This window comes from Pseudomonas sp. FJ2-5-13 (assembly GCF_029201605.1).
Taxonomy (GTDB): domain Bacteria; phylum Pseudomonadota; class Gammaproteobacteria; order Pseudomonadales; family Pseudomonadaceae; genus Aquipseudomonas; species Aquipseudomonas lactis.
Map to the genome: position 1 here is coordinate 2,112,978 of NZ_CP104045.1, position 15,471 is coordinate 2,128,448.

Genomic DNA, 15,471 nt, shown 5'->3' on the forward strand with positions numbered 1-15,471 from the left:
CCCATCCCGCCGCTCTGGTGGGGTCCGGCCTCAGGCCTTCCATGGCTTGAGCCAAAGCCCCAGCCCCAGCAACACCAGCGCGCCGGCCAGGCTGCTCAACCCCAACTGCCAGCCATCGTTGTGCAAGGGGTGCAGGGCCAGCGCCGCCACACCCAACAGCACCCCGCTCAAGCCCCACTGCAACGGCCAGCCCAGTTGGCCGAGCAGTTGCTGGCGGTGCATCAGCAACAGGTTGGTCACCACCACGCCACCCAACGCCGCCAAGGCGATCCCCGGCAGGCCGAAACAATAGGGCAGCACCACCAGTAACGCGGCATTGACCAGGCTGCCCAGCAGTTCGCAATTGAGCGGCAGGCGCGTGTCACCGCTGGCATAGGCATAGCGGGCGAGCATGGCGTTCCAGGCGCCAAACACCAGGGGCGTGGCGAACCAGGCCAGCAGCGCCGGCAGTGGGCCGTCGACGCTCTGGGCGGGCATCAGCAGATGAATCAGTGTGGGGCTGGCGCCAATCAGGCCGAAGGCCGCAGGCAGGCTCAGCAGGGTCGCTGCATCCAGGCCGCGGCGCAGCAGGGCCAGGCGCTGTTGGCCTTGCTCGCCGCTCATCATGCCCAGCAGCACTTGGTTAAGGCTCATCAAGGCAATCAGTGGCAGGTTGATCAGCTTGCGCGCGAGGTTAACCCACGTCACAGCGCCTTCCCCCAGGAAACTGGCGATCAAGCGCTCCAGTAGCGCCAGGCCCTGGCTGGCCGCGTTGCTGGCCAACAACGGGCCGATGCGCCCCAGCAATTCGCGGCCTGCCAGCGGGTCGCCGCTGACCTGCCACGGCCGCCAGCCGAAGGACCAGACCGGCGCCAGCAACGGCAGGCACATCAACACACTGCCAGCAAAAAAGCTCATGGCCAGCTCGGCACTGTCGCTGGAGCTGCCACGGATAAACAGGTACAGCACCGGTGGCAGATTGAACAGCAGAGAGCCCAGGCCCGGCAGGACAAAACGTTGGCGTGCCTGCAAGGGAATACTGAACAGCCCATGCATCACCAGGCCTGGCGCACAGGCCGCCAGCCAGCGCAGGTTGGCGGCGGCCTGGGCCTGGGCCGCGGCGTCCAGGCCGGGGCCGATCAGGCGCACCCACAGCGGCGCGCCCAGCGCCAGTAGGGCAAACAGGGCCAGGCCCACGCCCAGCATGCGGGGGGACAGGCTGGCCAGCCAGGCTTGCTGGCGCTGTGGGTCGCGTTGCTGATAGAGGGGCAGGGCAGCCGCTGCGAGCAAGCCGGCGGCCAGGGTCATGCGCAATGCTTCGGGCAAAAACACCGCCACCAGAAACCCGTCGCTGCGACTGCCCGCACCCCAGGCCGCCACCAGCAGCCATTCGCGGGCAAAACCGGCCACCAGCCCGGCGAGCGTCGCCAGGGTCAGCCAGAGCGTGCTGCCGAACATCAGTGGAACAGGGTGAACAGGCCTTTGCCACCCACCTTGTAGTTCAGATCATGGCAACGTTCGCCCATGATTTTGGCGCCGCTGCCGCCAATGATTTTGTAGGGCGCCACGGCTTTGGCCACCACGGTATTGGCGCTTATCACCGAACCATAGCCCAGGTGCGTGCCGAAGCCGATCAACGCACGGCTGCCGATCCAGACGTAGTCGTCGATGTAAGTCGGCCCGGAAATCGACCAGAACTCCGGCGCTTGCAGATCATGGCTGCCGGCGATGAGCAAAACGTGGGAAGCAATCGCCACATGGTTGCCGATCACCAGCCCGGCGCGAGCGTCTACCTGGCAATGCCAACCGATGACCGAATCGTCGCCGACCACCAGATTGTGCATGCCCAGCACTTCGGTGTTACGCCACAAGCTGGAGCCCTTGCCGATCTTCGCGCCACCCAGGCGCAGCCAGGCGATGCGCACATGGTGGCTGGGGATCTTGTTGATCAAGATGTTGTAGGCCATGTCCCAGACACTGCGCCACCGGTCTTTGACGGTTGCCCAGTTTTTGCCGTAACGCGGCAGTAGCTGGGCCGGCAGATCCTGTTTCATCCGTCGGAACAGGCGGCGCGCCACCGGTTGCTCAATCGCGGTTTCCAGGTCGATGGAGCTGATCCAGAAGCGCTTGTTGTCGCCTTCGCCTTCTTCAAATACCACGTCGTTGGCCAGGCACCAGTCCAGCGCCTCTTCCAGGTCCGGCAGGCTCACGCCCATTTCAGCGGCCAGCGTGGGGAGGCGGTCGCGCAAGTCGGTGGAGTGAATCATCCGGTGCTTCATGGTTGGTTATCCTTTGGCGCAATAGCAGCAACAGGGGCGGTAATGGAGGGGCGCAGGCGCACCTGTTGCAGGCTCATGCCCATCAACAGCCAGAACAGCGCGATCAGTACAAAGGTGAAGCTGAAATAGTGGTCGAAAATCCCCGTCAGCAGCGCCGCCAGCACGCCGCAGATGCACCCCAGCCACAGCGCATTGTCGGCGGTGACTTTGCGCACCTGGCCCAGGGGCCGCACTTCGCGCCACCACAACAGGGTGACGGTGATAAATAGCAGCATCCCGGGTAGGCCCACCTTGTAGATGAAGTTCAGCCACAGGTTGGAGATCCCCAACAGATTGGAACCGGGCACGGGCGGGTCGATCTTGAAGCCGATCCCCAGGGGGAAGGTCGCCATGGCGGTGGGGAACCTGGCGTACTCGTCAAAGCGGATTTCGGTACTGGCGTTGGTGGTCGAGAAGATGGTCATCAAGCGGTCCTGCAACGGCGGATAGAACATCACCAGCGCAACGGCGAACGCCGCCCCGATACCGATGATGCGCCCGCTGTTCGGCACGCGCTTGTAGGCCAGCCAGATCAACACCAGCGCCAGGGCCACGATGGCGCCACGGGAAATACTCAGCAGCAGGCCGGCACACCCCAGCACCGCCACCGCCAGGCCCAGCGCCCGACGCCAGCCGCTGCGGGTCCAGCCATAAAACAGTGCCAGCGGAATAAACAGCACCAGCACGCCACCGGTCAGGTTGGGGTGCACCCAGGGCGAGGCCATGCGCGTGTAGTTGGCAGAGAAAATATCCTTCACCGCTTCCGGGTGGGCGTATTTGAGGTCGGTGAGAATATCGATCATCGACATCGCATTGCGCGTCTTCAGGAACATGAAGATCGACAGCAACAGCATCGCCAGGTTACCCAGCAACAAGGCGACCACCACCTTGTCGCGGTCGGCGTCGGTGCGCAGCAGCAGCGGCACGATAAACAACATCGACAGGTTCATCAGCCAGCGCACCCAGTTCACCGGCCCGTTGCCTTCGGCATGGATGATCAGCATGCCCCAGATAAACGGAATGGTGCTGAACAGCATCAGCCACATCAACGCCCGCTCGGTCGGCCGCCACAGCATGAAACCACGGGTCTTGCCGATGAACGATTGCCAGAACACCCCGACCCAGGTCAGCCCCAGCACCGCCTCGCTGACGGTGGTGCGGATGCCCAGTTGCAAGGTGGTGTAGGGAATACTGGTGGCCAGTACCGCGAAAATCAGCAAGCCCCACAGGGGAAAGCGGATCAGCGTCAAGGCCACGGCCACACCGGCCACCACCAGCATGACCTTGATCGGCGACAGGGCCAACAGCAACCCGCCGAACACCAGGCCCAGCAGCAGACTGACGAATTTTCCTGGCAGCATTAGCGGTCCAATTCCTTGAGCAAAGTGTCCAGGCGCGCGCGATAAGCCGGTTCGGCAAATTGCCGAGCCCAGGCGCGGTGTGTTTCGCCGTCTTGCGTGGCCTCGGCGCCGGCCAGTTGTTGCATGACCTTGTGCAGTTGCTCGGCGTCATGGGGGGCGAAGCGCGGGGCGTCGGGCGGCGCGATTTCATCCAGGGCGCTGCCGCGTGCCACTGCTACCGGCGTGCCGACACTCAAGGCTTCCACCACCGGCAAGCCAAAGCCCTCGGCATAGGACGGCTGCCACAAGCACGCGGCATGACGGTAGAGCGCTTGCAGTTGGCCGTCCGATAAACCGCTGCACCAATGCAGGCCCGGCAGGTCACCAAGTGCCGCTGGTACATCGCTGGGGTGGCCCACCAGTACCATGTCCGGCACATCAGGGTTCAGCGCACGGCAGGCCTGCCATTGGCGCAAGAAGAACGCCATGTTCTTGCGCGGCTCCCGCGTGCCCACCACCAGCCAGTAACGCGCCGGCAGGTTGGCGGGCAGCGGCTCTGGCGCTGCATTCAGTTCGGACACCAGGTTGTTCAGCACGCGGAACTTGGCCCGTGCCCAGGGGAACAGGCGCGCGGCCTCATTGCAGGAAAACTGCGAAGGGCACCACACCCGGTCAGCCTGCCACACTGACCAGGCAATCGAAGCCCCGTCGATCAGGCGGTAGGCCAGGGCCTTGAGCTTGGAGCGATGGAAGTTGCGGTGGGTGAGCTGAAACAGGTCATGCAGCACCAGCACATAGCGGGTGCCGGCGGGTTTGCGACACAGCGGCAAGCCCATATTGGCCGTGGCGATGTACAGGTCGATCTGCTGCTCGTGCAGCGCCTTGGGCAAGAAGCCGCGCTCGAACCGCAGGCGCACCTGTGGGCGTTGCAGGCCGTCCAGCGGGCTGGCCCAGGCCGGGCAAACGGCAGTCTGACGTTGCGGATGCTCCAGAGGCGCCTCAGTGAACAGCACCACCTCGGTGTTGCCCCGCGCGCGCAGCGCGTCTTCCAGGGCCGCGACCTGGCGGGCGATGCCCGAAGACGGCGCAACCGTGGCGGGGCGATAGTCCAGGGCTACACGCATGGCTGAGACTCCTTGGCGGTAAGCAAGCTGCGGTAGAGGTGTTCCAGTTCATTACCCGCCACCGCCCAGTCGTGGTATTGCCGCGCATAGTCGCGTGCGGCATCGGCCAGTCGCCCGGCCAGCGCCGGTTCATCCAGCAGGCGCACAACGGCGTCGGCCAGGGCCTCGGCGTTTTCGCCGGCCAGGTAATGCACCTGCGGCTGTACCGCCAACCCGGAAACACCCTGGGTCGTGCTCACCAGCGGCAAGCCGGCGGCCATCGCTTCCAATACCTTGAGCTTGGAGCCGCCGCCATGGCGCAACGGGGCGACAAAACCGGCGCAGCGGCGTTGCAAGGCGCACAGGTCGGGAACAAACCCCAGCCACTCGATACGTTCATCGGGCCAACGCTCGCGCCAGTGCTCGGGTAAGCCATAGCCGACCACCGCCAGGCGTGCGTTCGGGCACTGCAACCAGAGCCTGGGGAAGATCTCTTCAAGCAGCCACTGCACAGCGTCCAGGTTCGGTGCGTACTCGTAATTGCCGACGAACAACAGGCGCTGGCTCTGCGCATCGGCGTTGACCTCGGCGAAGGCGCGGCTGTCGACCCCATTGACCACCACGCTCACCGGCGTCGACGACAATGGCCGCATGGCCTGAGCGTCCGCCTCGGTCACCGCGACCACATGAGCGGCGGCATCGAACGCCTTGCGTTCCCATTGCCGGCAGCGCCACTGGTCGTACTGCACAAACGGTGCGGCCCACTTGGGGAAGCGGTCATAAGTGGCGCCGCCAAGGCTCGATTCCAGGTTGTGCTCGGTCAGCACAAACTCGCGCCGTTGCTGCCGCAAGGTGCGCAGAAACGGTTGCAGGCTGTAGCTGTGTTCTACCTGAATCACGTCCCAGCGCTCATTCAACAGTTGCGCAAACTGGGCCTGCAACGGTGCCGACAGGCCGTTGACCGTGGTCAGCAGCGGCCAGGGCGCGAACAGGCCGCCGAGCAGGGTCAGCGGGTGTTTCAGTGGCCGACGTGGTACCACGATCAGGCGTTCAAGCAACGGCTCCAAGGCCGCGTGCACCGCGTCATCGGCCGGCGTTTTCGATTGCGCCAGCAGCGTGATGCGATGCCCGCGCTCACTCAAGGTGCGCAGCAAATGGTACTGCCGCGTCTTGCCGCCGCTGGTGGTCGGCCACGGCAGGTAGGGCACAATCCAGAGGATTCTCATGTACAGCTCTCCATGCCCGGGGCTACCACACCAGTATCTGCAAACTTGGCTTCACCGCTGGGCGAATACCGTTGTCGTCGCTCAGGGTTTGCCGGGCGCCGGTCAGCGGGTCCAGCAGTTCTGCGCGTTTGATGCCGGGCAGGCTGATGCTGCTGCCTTTGGCGCTCCAATACATCAGCAGGTTTTTTCCGTCAGGGCGGGTCCAGGCCACGCTGTAGAAGCTGTCCGGTACATCCTGCAACTGCGGCGTGTTGCCGGGTTTAAGCGTGGGGCCGGTGATCTCCAGGAAGCGGGCGAGGGCGGTGTACACGGGCTTGGGTTCGCCATCAAGGTTCAACAGGCCGTAATGCTGGTCGCGTGGCGAGGCGCGTTGGTCGAGGTCGGACAACGCGAACAGGAAGATCTTCTGGTAGTCCTGGGACGCCATCAACGCCAGGCGGCGCAAGGTGTAATCGGCTTGCCCGTCGATACCGATCAGGTCTTGCATCTCCTTGGGGCCGGCATAGCTGGACCAGCCCCATTCAGTGGCCCAGACCTGCTTGATCCCGGCACCGTGCAGCATTGAATTGAGTTGATCGCCGCGCAGCAGCACTTCGTTCTTGCCCGGCTCATCGGTTTCCGGAGTCATCGAATAAGGGTGATAAGCCGCGACCATGCCCAGGCTTTGCACCCCCAGCGCGCCGAGCGCTTCAAACATCAGGGTTTTGCCACGCGGCGGCATCTGGCTGTAATACGCCATGCCACCCATGACCTGCAGTTTGTCCGGCGCTGCAATGTTCAAGGCCTTGTGACTGGCCAACAACAACTGCGCGTATTCCTTGGCGTTGACTTTGGGGCGCCAGTTGTTCGGTAGGTTCTGTTCATTCCACACCTGCCAGGCATCGATATTCGGGTAACGCTTGGCCAGGACGGCCAGGCGCATGGCATAGATGTTGGCGTCCCGCGGTTGATACTGGTCCTGGAACGGCACGCCCTTGGGTGCGGTGGTGATAAAGGGCGCCGAGCCCACCAGGTAAAACACCGAGCGCAGTTTTTCAGCGGTCAGGGTGCGGTCCAGTTCATCGAAGGTGCTGAGCTGATAATCGTCTTCCTTGGGTTCCAGGCGATCCCAATGCAGGTCGACCCTCACCCATTGCAATCCAAGCTTTTTATACTGCTTGATCTGCTTGTGGTACTGCTCGGGTGTGAACCACAGAAAGTGTGCGTTTACGCCGAGAAAGTCCTTCCAGACTACGGTGCGCTCCGGGGCCAGGTTCACCGGTTGTGCATCGACTTTTTCACTCAACAGCAGGGCGCTACCCACGGCGATTGACAGCGCCAGCGGCAGGTAGCGCCACAGTGGGCGAACGGATGGCAGGTTCATCGCAACGGCTCCTCACAAGCATCCCGAAATAATTCAGCAAACCGCTGGGCCGTGTTGGCCCACTGGCGTTGGTGGCCGATTTCTCCCGCCCGGGCGGCCCATTGCTGCGCCTGTTGCGGGTCGAGGATCAAGCGGCTCAAGGCGTTGCTCAAGGACGCTGTATCGCCCTGCTGATAGGTGATGCCATTACCGCCGGCCACCTCTTCGGCAAAGGCGCGGGCGTTGGAGGTGATCACCCCGCGCCCGCATGCATTGGCCCACGACAGCGCGCCACTGGTGCCACGCATCTGCCCCAGGAAGCTGAGTTTTTTCGATTCGCGATAGGGCAGCACCATCACATGGTGCGCCTGGATCGTAGAAGGGATCTGCGCCGAGGGCAGGTCCAGTTGCCAGTCCACCACATCTTCAAGATGCAGAGCGCTGATCTGCTCGCGTAGGCCGTCGAGGTAGTTGCCGGCGGGGTCAAAGGTCATTTCCGGCGCGGTGCCACCGGCCAGGGTCAGGCGTACCTGGCCTCGGCATTGCGGGTGGGCGGCCAGTGATTGGGCCAGGGCCTGGAGCAGGTCCTCAATGCCCTTGCCGCGGTAGATAAAGCCGAAATACAGCAGGCGCAACGGCGCCAGTGGCGGCAACGCCTGGGGCGCGATGGGCAGGTTGCCATGGGCAATCACCGCCACCTGTTGCGGGCGCAGGCCCATGCGCTGGCGCAGGCAGTCGCCGCCCAGGCGAGTGAGGGTGATCAGGCGGCGCATGCCTTTGGCCAGGCGCCGTTCTTCGTGCAAGGTCAACGGGTCGGCCAGCAGCGCCGCCGCTTGGGGCAGCGGATGGGGCAGGCGTTCAAGCAGGGTCAAAGGGAAAAACAGCTTGGCCCGGCGCCAGATCAGGCGCTCCGGGTCATGCACCGTGGCGGTCAACGGCAGGTGCGGTTGCGCCCGGCGCAGGTACTCCAGCGCCTGGAACTCACCAAAGCGTCCACCCCCCAGTTCAGCATGCACCAGGTCCACGCTGCGCCAGTCAAAGGCCTGCAGGCGCTTCAACTGTTCAGGCAGCTCCAGGCAGCCGGCGAGTGGGGTCACCACCTCCAGGCCTTGTTCGATCAACGCGTTGCGCAAGTGCGCGGCGTAATCGGCGATCCCGGTCTGCTCCGGTGGCAGCGGCGCCAGCAATGCGATACGCATCAGGCCGCCCCACGCCAGCTGTTGAGTCGCGCCAGCACCTTGGCCGGCACTTCGAAGCGACGGCGGTTGAGGATCATGCCGTCGACTTTGCCGAACGCGGTGGTCAGCAACGACACGGCATTTTCAATAGTTGGTACGGTGCTGGTGCGGGCTTCGATCACCAACACAATCTGGTCGGCGCGGCGCAGCGTCAGGAACGCCTGCGGGTTGGAGGACAGCGCCGAGGCGTCCAGCAGCAACACTTCACCCGGCGTTGGCGCGTTCGCCCCATCGACCGAAACGCGGTGACCACGCTCCTCCAGCAGGCGCTTGAGTTGCTCGGCGATAAAGGTGACACCCTCGCCATGGCGCGCCGAGGTCAGGCCGAGGGCAAAACCTTGGGTGGCAATGCGATCCAGGGGCAACAGGCTGTACAAGCGATAAAGGCTGGCGGTGACGGCTGCCGGCGTTGCGTCCTGTACATCGGGAATGCTGCTCCACAGCGGCACATGGAACATCTCCTGCAAGCGTGTGCCATCGTGGATGCGCTGGTCCAGCAGGTACAGCACATAGATGGTCAGCAAGCCCACGGCAACGCCAGCGGGAATAGCGAACAACAGCATCAGCAGGCTCTTGGGAAACACGCGTGCCGGGTTGAGGGTGGCGTGTTCGATCAGGGCGATGTTGCTGATCTGGCTGTTGTCCAGTTCGTGGTCGATTCGCGCCTGTTCAAGATTGTCCGAGTACAAGGCATAGCTTTTTTCGGCGGTGCGCAGTTGTTGGCTCAGGGTGTTGAGTTGCGGTTCATCGGTCATCGCCTGGTCACGCTGGGTGCGCAGTTCGGCAAGGGTCTTGTCGTAGTTCTCGATTTCCCCGGCCAGTTTGCGCTCTTGCAACTGGGCGTCGATCATTTGCTGTTTGACGTTGATCACCAGGCTGTTAGGCGCGGTGTTCTGCGAGCGTTCCAGGCGCGTAGCTTCCTGGGCGCTTAGGGCTTCCATGTCGCGGATGTTCTGCTCGATCTGATTGACCTGCGGGGTGCCTGGCAGGTAAGTGCGCAACAGCCGAGCCCGCTCCACTTGCAGCGCGTTGAGCTGGCGCTTGAGGTCGAGTTGGGTGGGGTTGAGGCTGGTTTCGCGCATCGTGACCACGTCTGCCGGCTGGCTCTTGATCTGCTGGCTGGCGTTGGCCAGCAGGCTGCGAATCCCCGAGATCTGGTTCTGTGCGCTGACCTTGGCGTCGGTGACGCGGTCGATCTGGTTGGTCAGGTTCTTCAGGCGCGCATCGACACTGATCGAGTCGATCTGCTTCAAGCGGCCTTGCAACTGGTCCTTCAGGCTCTGGATATTCTCCGCCACCTTGGCGCGTTCGGTTTCATAGAAGGTGTGCAGGCTCTTGCGCCCGAGAATTCGCGCGCGTTCTTCAAGGTAGGCGTTGACCCAGGTCTCGACGATTTTTTGCGCCACCGCCGGGTCGTCCCAGGTGAAGGAAATCTCGATCACCGAAGAACCCGGCTCGTGGCCGGCGGTGAAGTTCTTCTCCAGTGAGGTCGCCAGGCGTTCCAGCGGGCTTTGTTTCTCGGCAAGGCCGACGAACTGCAGCACGCTACGAATGCCATTGATGACTTCGCCAACGCCCTTTTTGATGTAGAACTTGGTGACCTTCCAGAAGCCTTGCGGCGGCTCGGCGGTCATCGCCATATAGCGTTCGGCAACGATATGCACGATGGGCCGGCCCGTGAGCATTTTTTCTTCGTCGACAATCGGGTCGTGCTGGGTGCTCGGGGCAATCAGTGTCTGGCGGTTGGCGGCCTCGATCGGCAAGGTGGTGTTGTCCCGCCCCGGCTTGACCAGCAAGCGCGCGTCCGACTCGTAGCGAGCCGGCAGCAGGAAGGCACCGAGCACGGCGATGACGATCGTGGTGAGCACGGCCAGTTTGAATTCGCGGCGGTAGATGAAAAACAGCCGCAGCAGGTCGCGAAGAGAGCGGATTTCGATCACAGGATCACTCCATTGCATATGGGGTTTACGAAAGGCGGGAACACTTGGTTCGAGTGATACGAAGCCCGCTTCATAATCCTTGGCCTGCGTTGATGGTTGGGTTGTTGTAGATGGTGTTGCCGCTATTTTTCACGTCGCTCTTGTTCAGGTCGTAATTCAAGCCAATACCAATCCCTTTGTTGATCGGAAACAGCTTGGTGAAGTACATATCCACAGCCTCCACCGTCGCGCCGATGCCCGACTGCGGCACAAAGATCAAATCGCCACGCTGCAACGCCACCCGCGGGTGATTGGGGTTGGTCAGCATGCTTTCCAGGCTGATGAAGTACGTCCTGTACTTGCCGTCGGGACCGGTGCGCAGCAAGGCTACGTTGGAGGCATCCGCCGAGGGCAATACACCACCGGAGCTGAGCAGCGCCTGCTCGACGCTGACGTTGCCGGCCAGGTCGAAAAAGGCCGGGTTGGACACCGCACCGCCGATAAACACCTTGTTGCTCGGTGCGCTGGCGATGTTCACCGTCACCGCCGGTTCGCGGTAGATGCGCTTGTACTTCTCGGTGATTTCCTTGCCCAGGTCTTCGGGCGTGCGCAAGGCCGCCTTGACCCGGCCAATGTTGGGCACCGAGATCACGCCGTCAGGGCGCACCACGAATATCGTCATGTCATCGGCCGCCGCCGGCTCCTGGGCATCACGCACGATCCGCAGTGAGTCGCCGCTCTGGATCAACACCTGCGGGGGCGGCAGGTCGGCCAGGGTCAGCGCCGCTTGATGGCCGGCCTTGAGCGTGTCGTTATCAGGAAGCGGCACCCGCGCGGGGGTCGAACAACCAGCCAGCCAGATTGAGGCACTCAAGAGGCCGAGCAGGGTAAGACGGAAACGTCGGTTGATAGTCTTCATGACGGCTCAAGTCCAGTAGGTGGAAAACATGCCCAGGCGCCGTTTAAGCGCGTTGGGCAGGTGGCGTTCAAGGTGGCCGAGGCGATAGCCCAGCAATTTAAAGGCACTGCGCACCACCACTTCGGGGGCGCGGTACAGCGCGTTGGCCTCGCGCAATGCGTGCAGTTCGGCCAGCACATAACGTTTGCCTTCGCCGCCGGCGTCGCCAAACGCCTGGCGAATCCACGGCTCGCGGCCGTAGAACACACCGATATCGAAGTAGCGGCGAAACTCTTCCAGCAAGCGGTAATCATGGGAGTGATAAACCTGCGCACTCGCGGCATAGCGCACCTGGTAACCGGCCAGCAGCATGCGCGCGGCCACATAGGCGTCTTCACTGCCAATCACGTCCTGGGGGAAACCGCCGACCGCGCTCAGGGCGCTGCGTCGGTACACCGAAAACGAGTCGGAGCTGAAGCAGGTCTTGATGCCCAGTTGCGCTGCATCGTCCAGGCGCTTGGTGCGGCTGGCCGCCGGGTAATTGAAGTGCCGCGACTGCGCGCCGAGCACGCCGGCGCCGGGGTGCGGCAGCTGCCGTCCATAGGCCACGCCGTTGAGCGGGTCCAGTTGCAGCTCGCTGATCAGGTTGGCGAAGGTCTCGGCGGTGGCGGGGATCGCGTCCTGGGTCATCACGATCAAGGCGTCGCCGCCCACCTGCTCGCTGGCCCAGCGCCGGGTACCGCCGTGGTTGAAGTCACGGGCGTCAATCACCTCCACGCGCGCGCCGAATTCGCGAAAGCGCGCCACGGTGTCATCGCTCGATGCGCTGTCGACCACCAGCATTTCATCTGGCTGCAACGTCTGCATGCGCAGGGCTGGCAACAGGCGGTCCAGGTGGCTGGCCGCGTTGCGGGTGGGGATGATCAATGACGTACGCATCAGGGCTTCACTTCAACCGGCGCGCGGCCGTAGATGTCGTCATAGCGCACGATGTCGTCTTCACCCAGGTACTCACCGCTCTGCACCTCGATCATCACCAGGTCGATGATGCCGGGGTTGGTCAGGCGGTGCTTGTGCCCGGCGGGAATGTAGGTGGATTCGTTCATGTTGAGCAGGATCTCGCGCTCACCATTGGTGATCATCGCCGCGCCGCTGACCACCACCCAATGCTCGCTTCGGTGATGGTGCATTTGCAGGGACAGCGAGCCTTTGGGCTTGACCACGATGCGCTTGATTTTGAACCGCGTGCTTTCTTCCAGCACCGTGTAGGTGCCCCACGGCCGGGTGACGGTGCGATGCAGGCTGAACGCCGGGTGATTCTGGCGCTTGAGTTCGGCAACGATATGCCGCACGTCCTGGCTGCGATGGGCGTCGGCGATCAGCAGGGCGTCGGGGGTGTCGACGATGATCAGGTCACGCACGCCCACCGCACCGAGTACCCGCTTGGGCGAGTCGATGTAGCAGTTATGCACGTCGTGCAGGATCGCCTCGCCGTTGATCTGGTTGCCATTGTCGTCACTGGGCGTGAGTTGGCGCAGGGCTTCCCAGGAGCCGATATCGCTCCAGCCGATGTCGCAGGGCACGACCGCGACCTGGGCGGATTTTTCCATCAGTGCCACATCGATGGAGATATCCGGCGCGGTGCCGAAACCTTCCGGGCTCAGCTCGCGCTGGCGACTGCTGCTGTTTTGCAGGCTCTGGCTGTGCTCCAGCGCAGCCTTGGCCGCCTCTAAAACTGCCGGTGCGTGGCTGGCCAATTCTTCCAGCAGGGTGGCGGCCTTGAAGCAGAACATGCCGGCATTCCACAGGTGCTTGCCGCCGTCCAGGTAGCCTTGGGCGGTGGCCTGGTCGGGCTTTTCGACAAAGCGCTGCACCCTGAAGCCTGCGCCCAGTGCCGGCCCTTGTTCGATATAGCCAAAGCCGGTTTCGGCACGGTCAGGCTGGATGCCAAAGGTCACCAGGTAACCGGCTTCGGCCAAGGCGCGGGCTTTTTCCACCGCCTGGGCAAAGGCGCTTTCATCCAGCACCAAGTGATCGGCCGGCATCACCAGCAACTGCGCGTCCGCGCCAAAATGCTCCTGCACATGCAACGCAGCCACGGCGATGGCGGCGGCGGTGTTGCGGCCAAACGGCTCCAGCAGCAGGTCGAGGCCCAGGCGCTGGGTGTTCACCGCGCGGTAGTCGTCCAGGGTGCGAAACAGCAGGTCGCGGTTGGTCACGGTCAGGATGCTGTCGACGCCCGGCAAGTGACTGGCCCGCAGGAAGGTTTTCTGCAACAGGCTCTGGTCGTCGCGCATGCGCATGAAAGGCTTGGGCATGTTCTGCCGCGAAACCGGCCACAGCCGCGTACCCGAACCACCGGAGATGATGCAGGGAATCAATCCGTTAAGTGGGTTCATCAATAGACTTCCTTGGTGGAAAGAACGGCCGGGACCGTCATGAAAACGATGTAGAGGTCCAGCCATACGGACCATTTGGCGATGTATTCCAGGTCGTATTCGACCCGTTTCTGAATCTTGAACAGCGTATCGGTCTCGCCGCGGTAACCATTGATCTGCGCCCAACCGGTAATGCCGGGCTTGACCCGATGGCGCGAGCTGTATTCGCTGACCGCTTCCTCGAAAGGAATACCCGCAGCCTTGGTGGCCGTGGCGTGGGGGCGCGGGCCGACCATCGACATATTGCCCAGCAGCACGTTGAACAGTTGGGGCAGCTCATCAATGCTGGTCTTGCGGATGATCCTGCCGACCCGAGTGATGCGCGGGTCCTGGCGCGTGGTCTGGTTCTCGGCGTTGAGGTCGGTCTGCTCGACGTACATTGAGCGGAACTTGAACACGCGGATCAGGTTGTCGTTGTAGCCATACCGCTTCTGGCGAAACAGCACCGGGCCCTTGGAATCGAGTTTGATCGCGATAGCCGTCACCAGCATCACCGGCGACAGCAGCAACAGGCCGATGCTGGCCAGCAGCAGGTCTTCGCAACGCTTGATAAAGGGCGACCAGCCTCGCAGCGGCAACTGCGAGGTGTTGAACATCAGGATGCCGCCCACATCGGTGATGCGGTTATGGCCGTAGCGCAGGGCGGCCATGTCCGGCACCAGCATGACGTTCACCGACATCTGCCGCAGGCGCTTGACCAACCCATTGATGCGCTGCTCGGCGGCCCAGGGCAGGGTGATCATCACCTGGTTGACCTGTTCGGAGCGGATCAGCTTTTCCAGGTCGCGGGTATTGCCCAGCAACGGCAAGCGGCTCAACTCCTTGGGAATGCGCTCGGTACGGTCGTCGATAAAACCGATCAGGCCGGAACGGATGTCACTGTTGCGCGACAGGTGTTCAGCCACATGCACGGCCGTGTCGGTAAAGCCCAGGATCACGGTGCGCTGGAGGAATTTGCCGTTGTCCATCAAATGGCGGTACAGGCGCAGCATCAGTATGCGCTCCACGCCAAACAGCAGCAGGCTCGCGGAAAACCAGAACACCAGGTTGCGTGGGCTCAACTGCGGGAACAGGAGCAGGATCTGGTACATGAACAACAGGATGCAAAACGCCGAGACCCAGGCCACCAGCATCACGCGAAAACGCAGGCGATTGCTGAACAGGTCATCGGAGTAAACCCCCAGGGCCTGGAACAAAATAATGGTCAGAATCGCAAAGAACGCCAGCAGGCCCAGGTAGTGAGTGCGCATGTGTTCTGCGACCGGGTCCGGGTAGAACAACAGGATGATCGCCGGCGAGATTGCGGTCAGCCCGTGAAGCAGTTTTACGAAAACGACAAAAAACTCAACGAAACCGGTGCGAGTCAAAAACAGGCTATCAACGGACGATTTACCGCGCATACATCAGATCCTCAATACACCACCAGAACGTTCCTATTCGTTTGCTCATCCATAAGGCAGGTATGCATTACAAGTGGTGCAAATCGAACGACCTCTGTTGCTGGGTAATCCGTAATGGCTGTCTAGACGCAGGCATTTACTGGGTGATGGCTAAATAGTGGCTCCTTTGAGGATTTGTGTCAATGATTTGGCTTTTTGTCCGTTTTCTTCGATAGTCCTCTCAAGGCCTCCATGATATGACGGTTTGTTGACGTGCATGGTGGGTATTTC

The 15,471-nt window shown here is 62.5% G+C and carries 12 protein-coding genes; all 12 read right to left on the reverse strand.

The window, feature by feature from the left end; all coding sequences use genetic code 11:
• Positions 1–30: 30 nt before the first annotated feature.
• The gene (locus N2A98_RS09565; protein WP_275623316.1) at positions 31–1,437 is read right to left on the reverse strand and encodes a lipid II flippase MurJ; all 1,407 of its coding nucleotides are present in this window, start codon (positions 1,435–1,437) and stop codon (positions 31–33) included.
• Entirely contained in the window at positions 1,437–2,258 is an 822-nt protein-coding gene (locus N2A98_RS09570) for an acyltransferase (RefSeq protein ID WP_003190200.1), read from the reverse strand. Before N2A98_RS09570 ends, N2A98_RS09565 begins: the two co-directional genes overlap by 1 nt.
• A complete protein-coding gene (locus tag N2A98_RS09575; protein ID WP_047710478.1) occupies positions 2,255–3,658 on the reverse strand; it encodes an O-antigen ligase family protein in 1,404 nt (467 codons plus the stop codon). The genes N2A98_RS09570 and N2A98_RS09575 overlap by 4 nt, the downstream gene beginning before the upstream one ends.
• Positions 3,658–4,761 carry a glycosyltransferase family 1 protein gene (locus N2A98_RS09580; protein WP_275623317.1) on the reverse strand — a complete coding sequence of 368 codons (1,104 nt, stop codon included), beginning with the start codon at positions 4,759–4,761 and terminating at the stop codon, positions 3,658–3,660. Before N2A98_RS09580 ends, N2A98_RS09575 begins: the two co-directional genes overlap by 1 nt.
• On the reverse strand, positions 4,752–5,966 hold the full coding sequence (locus N2A98_RS09585) for a glycosyltransferase family 4 protein (protein WP_275623318.1): 1,215 nt from the start codon (positions 5,964–5,966) through the stop codon (positions 4,752–4,754). Before N2A98_RS09585 ends, N2A98_RS09580 begins: the two co-directional genes overlap by 10 nt.
• 22 nt (positions 5,967–5,988) lie before the next feature.
• Entirely contained in the window at positions 5,989–7,329 is a 1,341-nt protein-coding gene (locus N2A98_RS09590) for a beta-galactosidase (protein ID WP_275623319.1), read from the reverse strand.
• Entirely contained in the window at positions 7,326–8,507 is a 1,182-nt protein-coding gene (locus tag N2A98_RS09595) for a glycosyltransferase (RefSeq protein WP_032892525.1), read from the reverse strand. The genes N2A98_RS09590 and N2A98_RS09595 overlap by 4 nt, the downstream gene beginning before the upstream one ends.
• On the reverse strand, positions 8,507–10,486 hold the full coding sequence (locus N2A98_RS09600; RefSeq protein WP_003190210.1) for an exopolysaccharide transport family protein: 1,980 nt from the start codon (positions 10,484–10,486) through the stop codon (positions 8,507–8,509). Before N2A98_RS09600 ends, N2A98_RS09595 begins: the two co-directional genes overlap by 1 nt.
• 70 nt (positions 10,487–10,556) lie before the next feature.
• Positions 10,557–11,384: a polysaccharide biosynthesis/export family protein gene (locus tag N2A98_RS09605; protein WP_044273576.1), complete on the reverse strand. Its 828-nt coding sequence runs from the start codon at positions 11,382–11,384 to the stop codon at positions 10,557–10,559.
• A gap of 6 nt (positions 11,385–11,390) precedes the next feature.
• Positions 11,391–12,302 (reverse strand): glycosyltransferase, encoded by a 912-nt coding sequence (locus tag N2A98_RS09610; protein ID WP_047710484.1) that lies wholly within the window; start codon positions 12,300–12,302, stop codon positions 11,391–11,393.
• Entirely contained in the window at positions 12,302–13,762 is a 1,461-nt protein-coding gene (locus tag N2A98_RS09615; protein WP_044273578.1) for a mannose-1-phosphate guanylyltransferase/mannose-6-phosphate isomerase, read from the reverse strand. Before N2A98_RS09615 ends, N2A98_RS09610 begins: the two co-directional genes overlap by 1 nt.
• The gene (locus N2A98_RS09620) at positions 13,762–15,201 is read right to left on the reverse strand and encodes an undecaprenyl-phosphate glucose phosphotransferase (RefSeq protein WP_069558330.1); all 1,440 of its coding nucleotides are present in this window, start codon (positions 15,199–15,201) and stop codon (positions 13,762–13,764) included. The genes N2A98_RS09615 and N2A98_RS09620 overlap by 1 nt, the downstream gene beginning before the upstream one ends.
• Positions 15,202–15,471: the final 270 nt, after the last annotated feature.

Bases quoted from the DNA above. Each gene is read 5' to 3' on its own strand.
- N2A98_RS09565 (WP_275623316.1), bottom strand. From the start codon at position 1,437: ATGTTCGGCAGCACGCTCTGGCTGACCCTGGCGACGCTCGCCGGGCTG.
- N2A98_RS09570 (WP_003190200.1), bottom strand. From the start codon at position 2,258: ATGAAGCACCGGATGATTCACTCCACCGACTTGCGCGACCGCCTCCCC.
- N2A98_RS09575 (WP_047710478.1), bottom strand. From the start codon at position 3,658: ATGCTGCCAGGAAAATTCGTCAGTCTGCTGCTGGGCCTGGTGTTCGGC.
- N2A98_RS09580 (WP_275623317.1), bottom strand. From the start codon at position 4,761: ATGCGTGTAGCCCTGGACTATCGCCCCGCCACGGTTGCGCCGTCTTCG.
- N2A98_RS09585 (WP_275623318.1), bottom strand. From the start codon at position 5,966: ATGAGAATCCTCTGGATTGTGCCCTACCTGCCGTGGCCGACCACCAGC.
- N2A98_RS09590 (WP_275623319.1), bottom strand. From the start codon at position 7,329: ATGAACCTGCCATCCGTTCGCCCACTGTGGCGCTACCTGCCGCTGGCG.
- N2A98_RS09595 (WP_032892525.1), bottom strand. From the start codon at position 8,507: ATGCGTATCGCATTGCTGGCGCCGCTGCCACCGGAGCAGACCGGGATC.
- N2A98_RS09605 (WP_044273576.1), bottom strand. From the start codon at position 11,384: ATGAAGACTATCAACCGACGTTTCCGTCTTACCCTGCTCGGCCTCTTG.
- N2A98_RS09610 (WP_047710484.1), bottom strand. From the start codon at position 12,302: ATGCGTACGTCATTGATCATCCCCACCCGCAACGCGGCCAGCCACCTG.
- N2A98_RS09615 (WP_044273578.1), bottom strand. From the start codon at position 13,762: ATGAACCCACTTAACGGATTGATTCCCTGCATCATCTCCGGTGGTTCG.
- N2A98_RS09620 (WP_069558330.1), bottom strand. From the start codon at position 15,201: ATGCGCGGTAAATCGTCCGTTGATAGCCTGTTTTTGACTCGCACCGGT.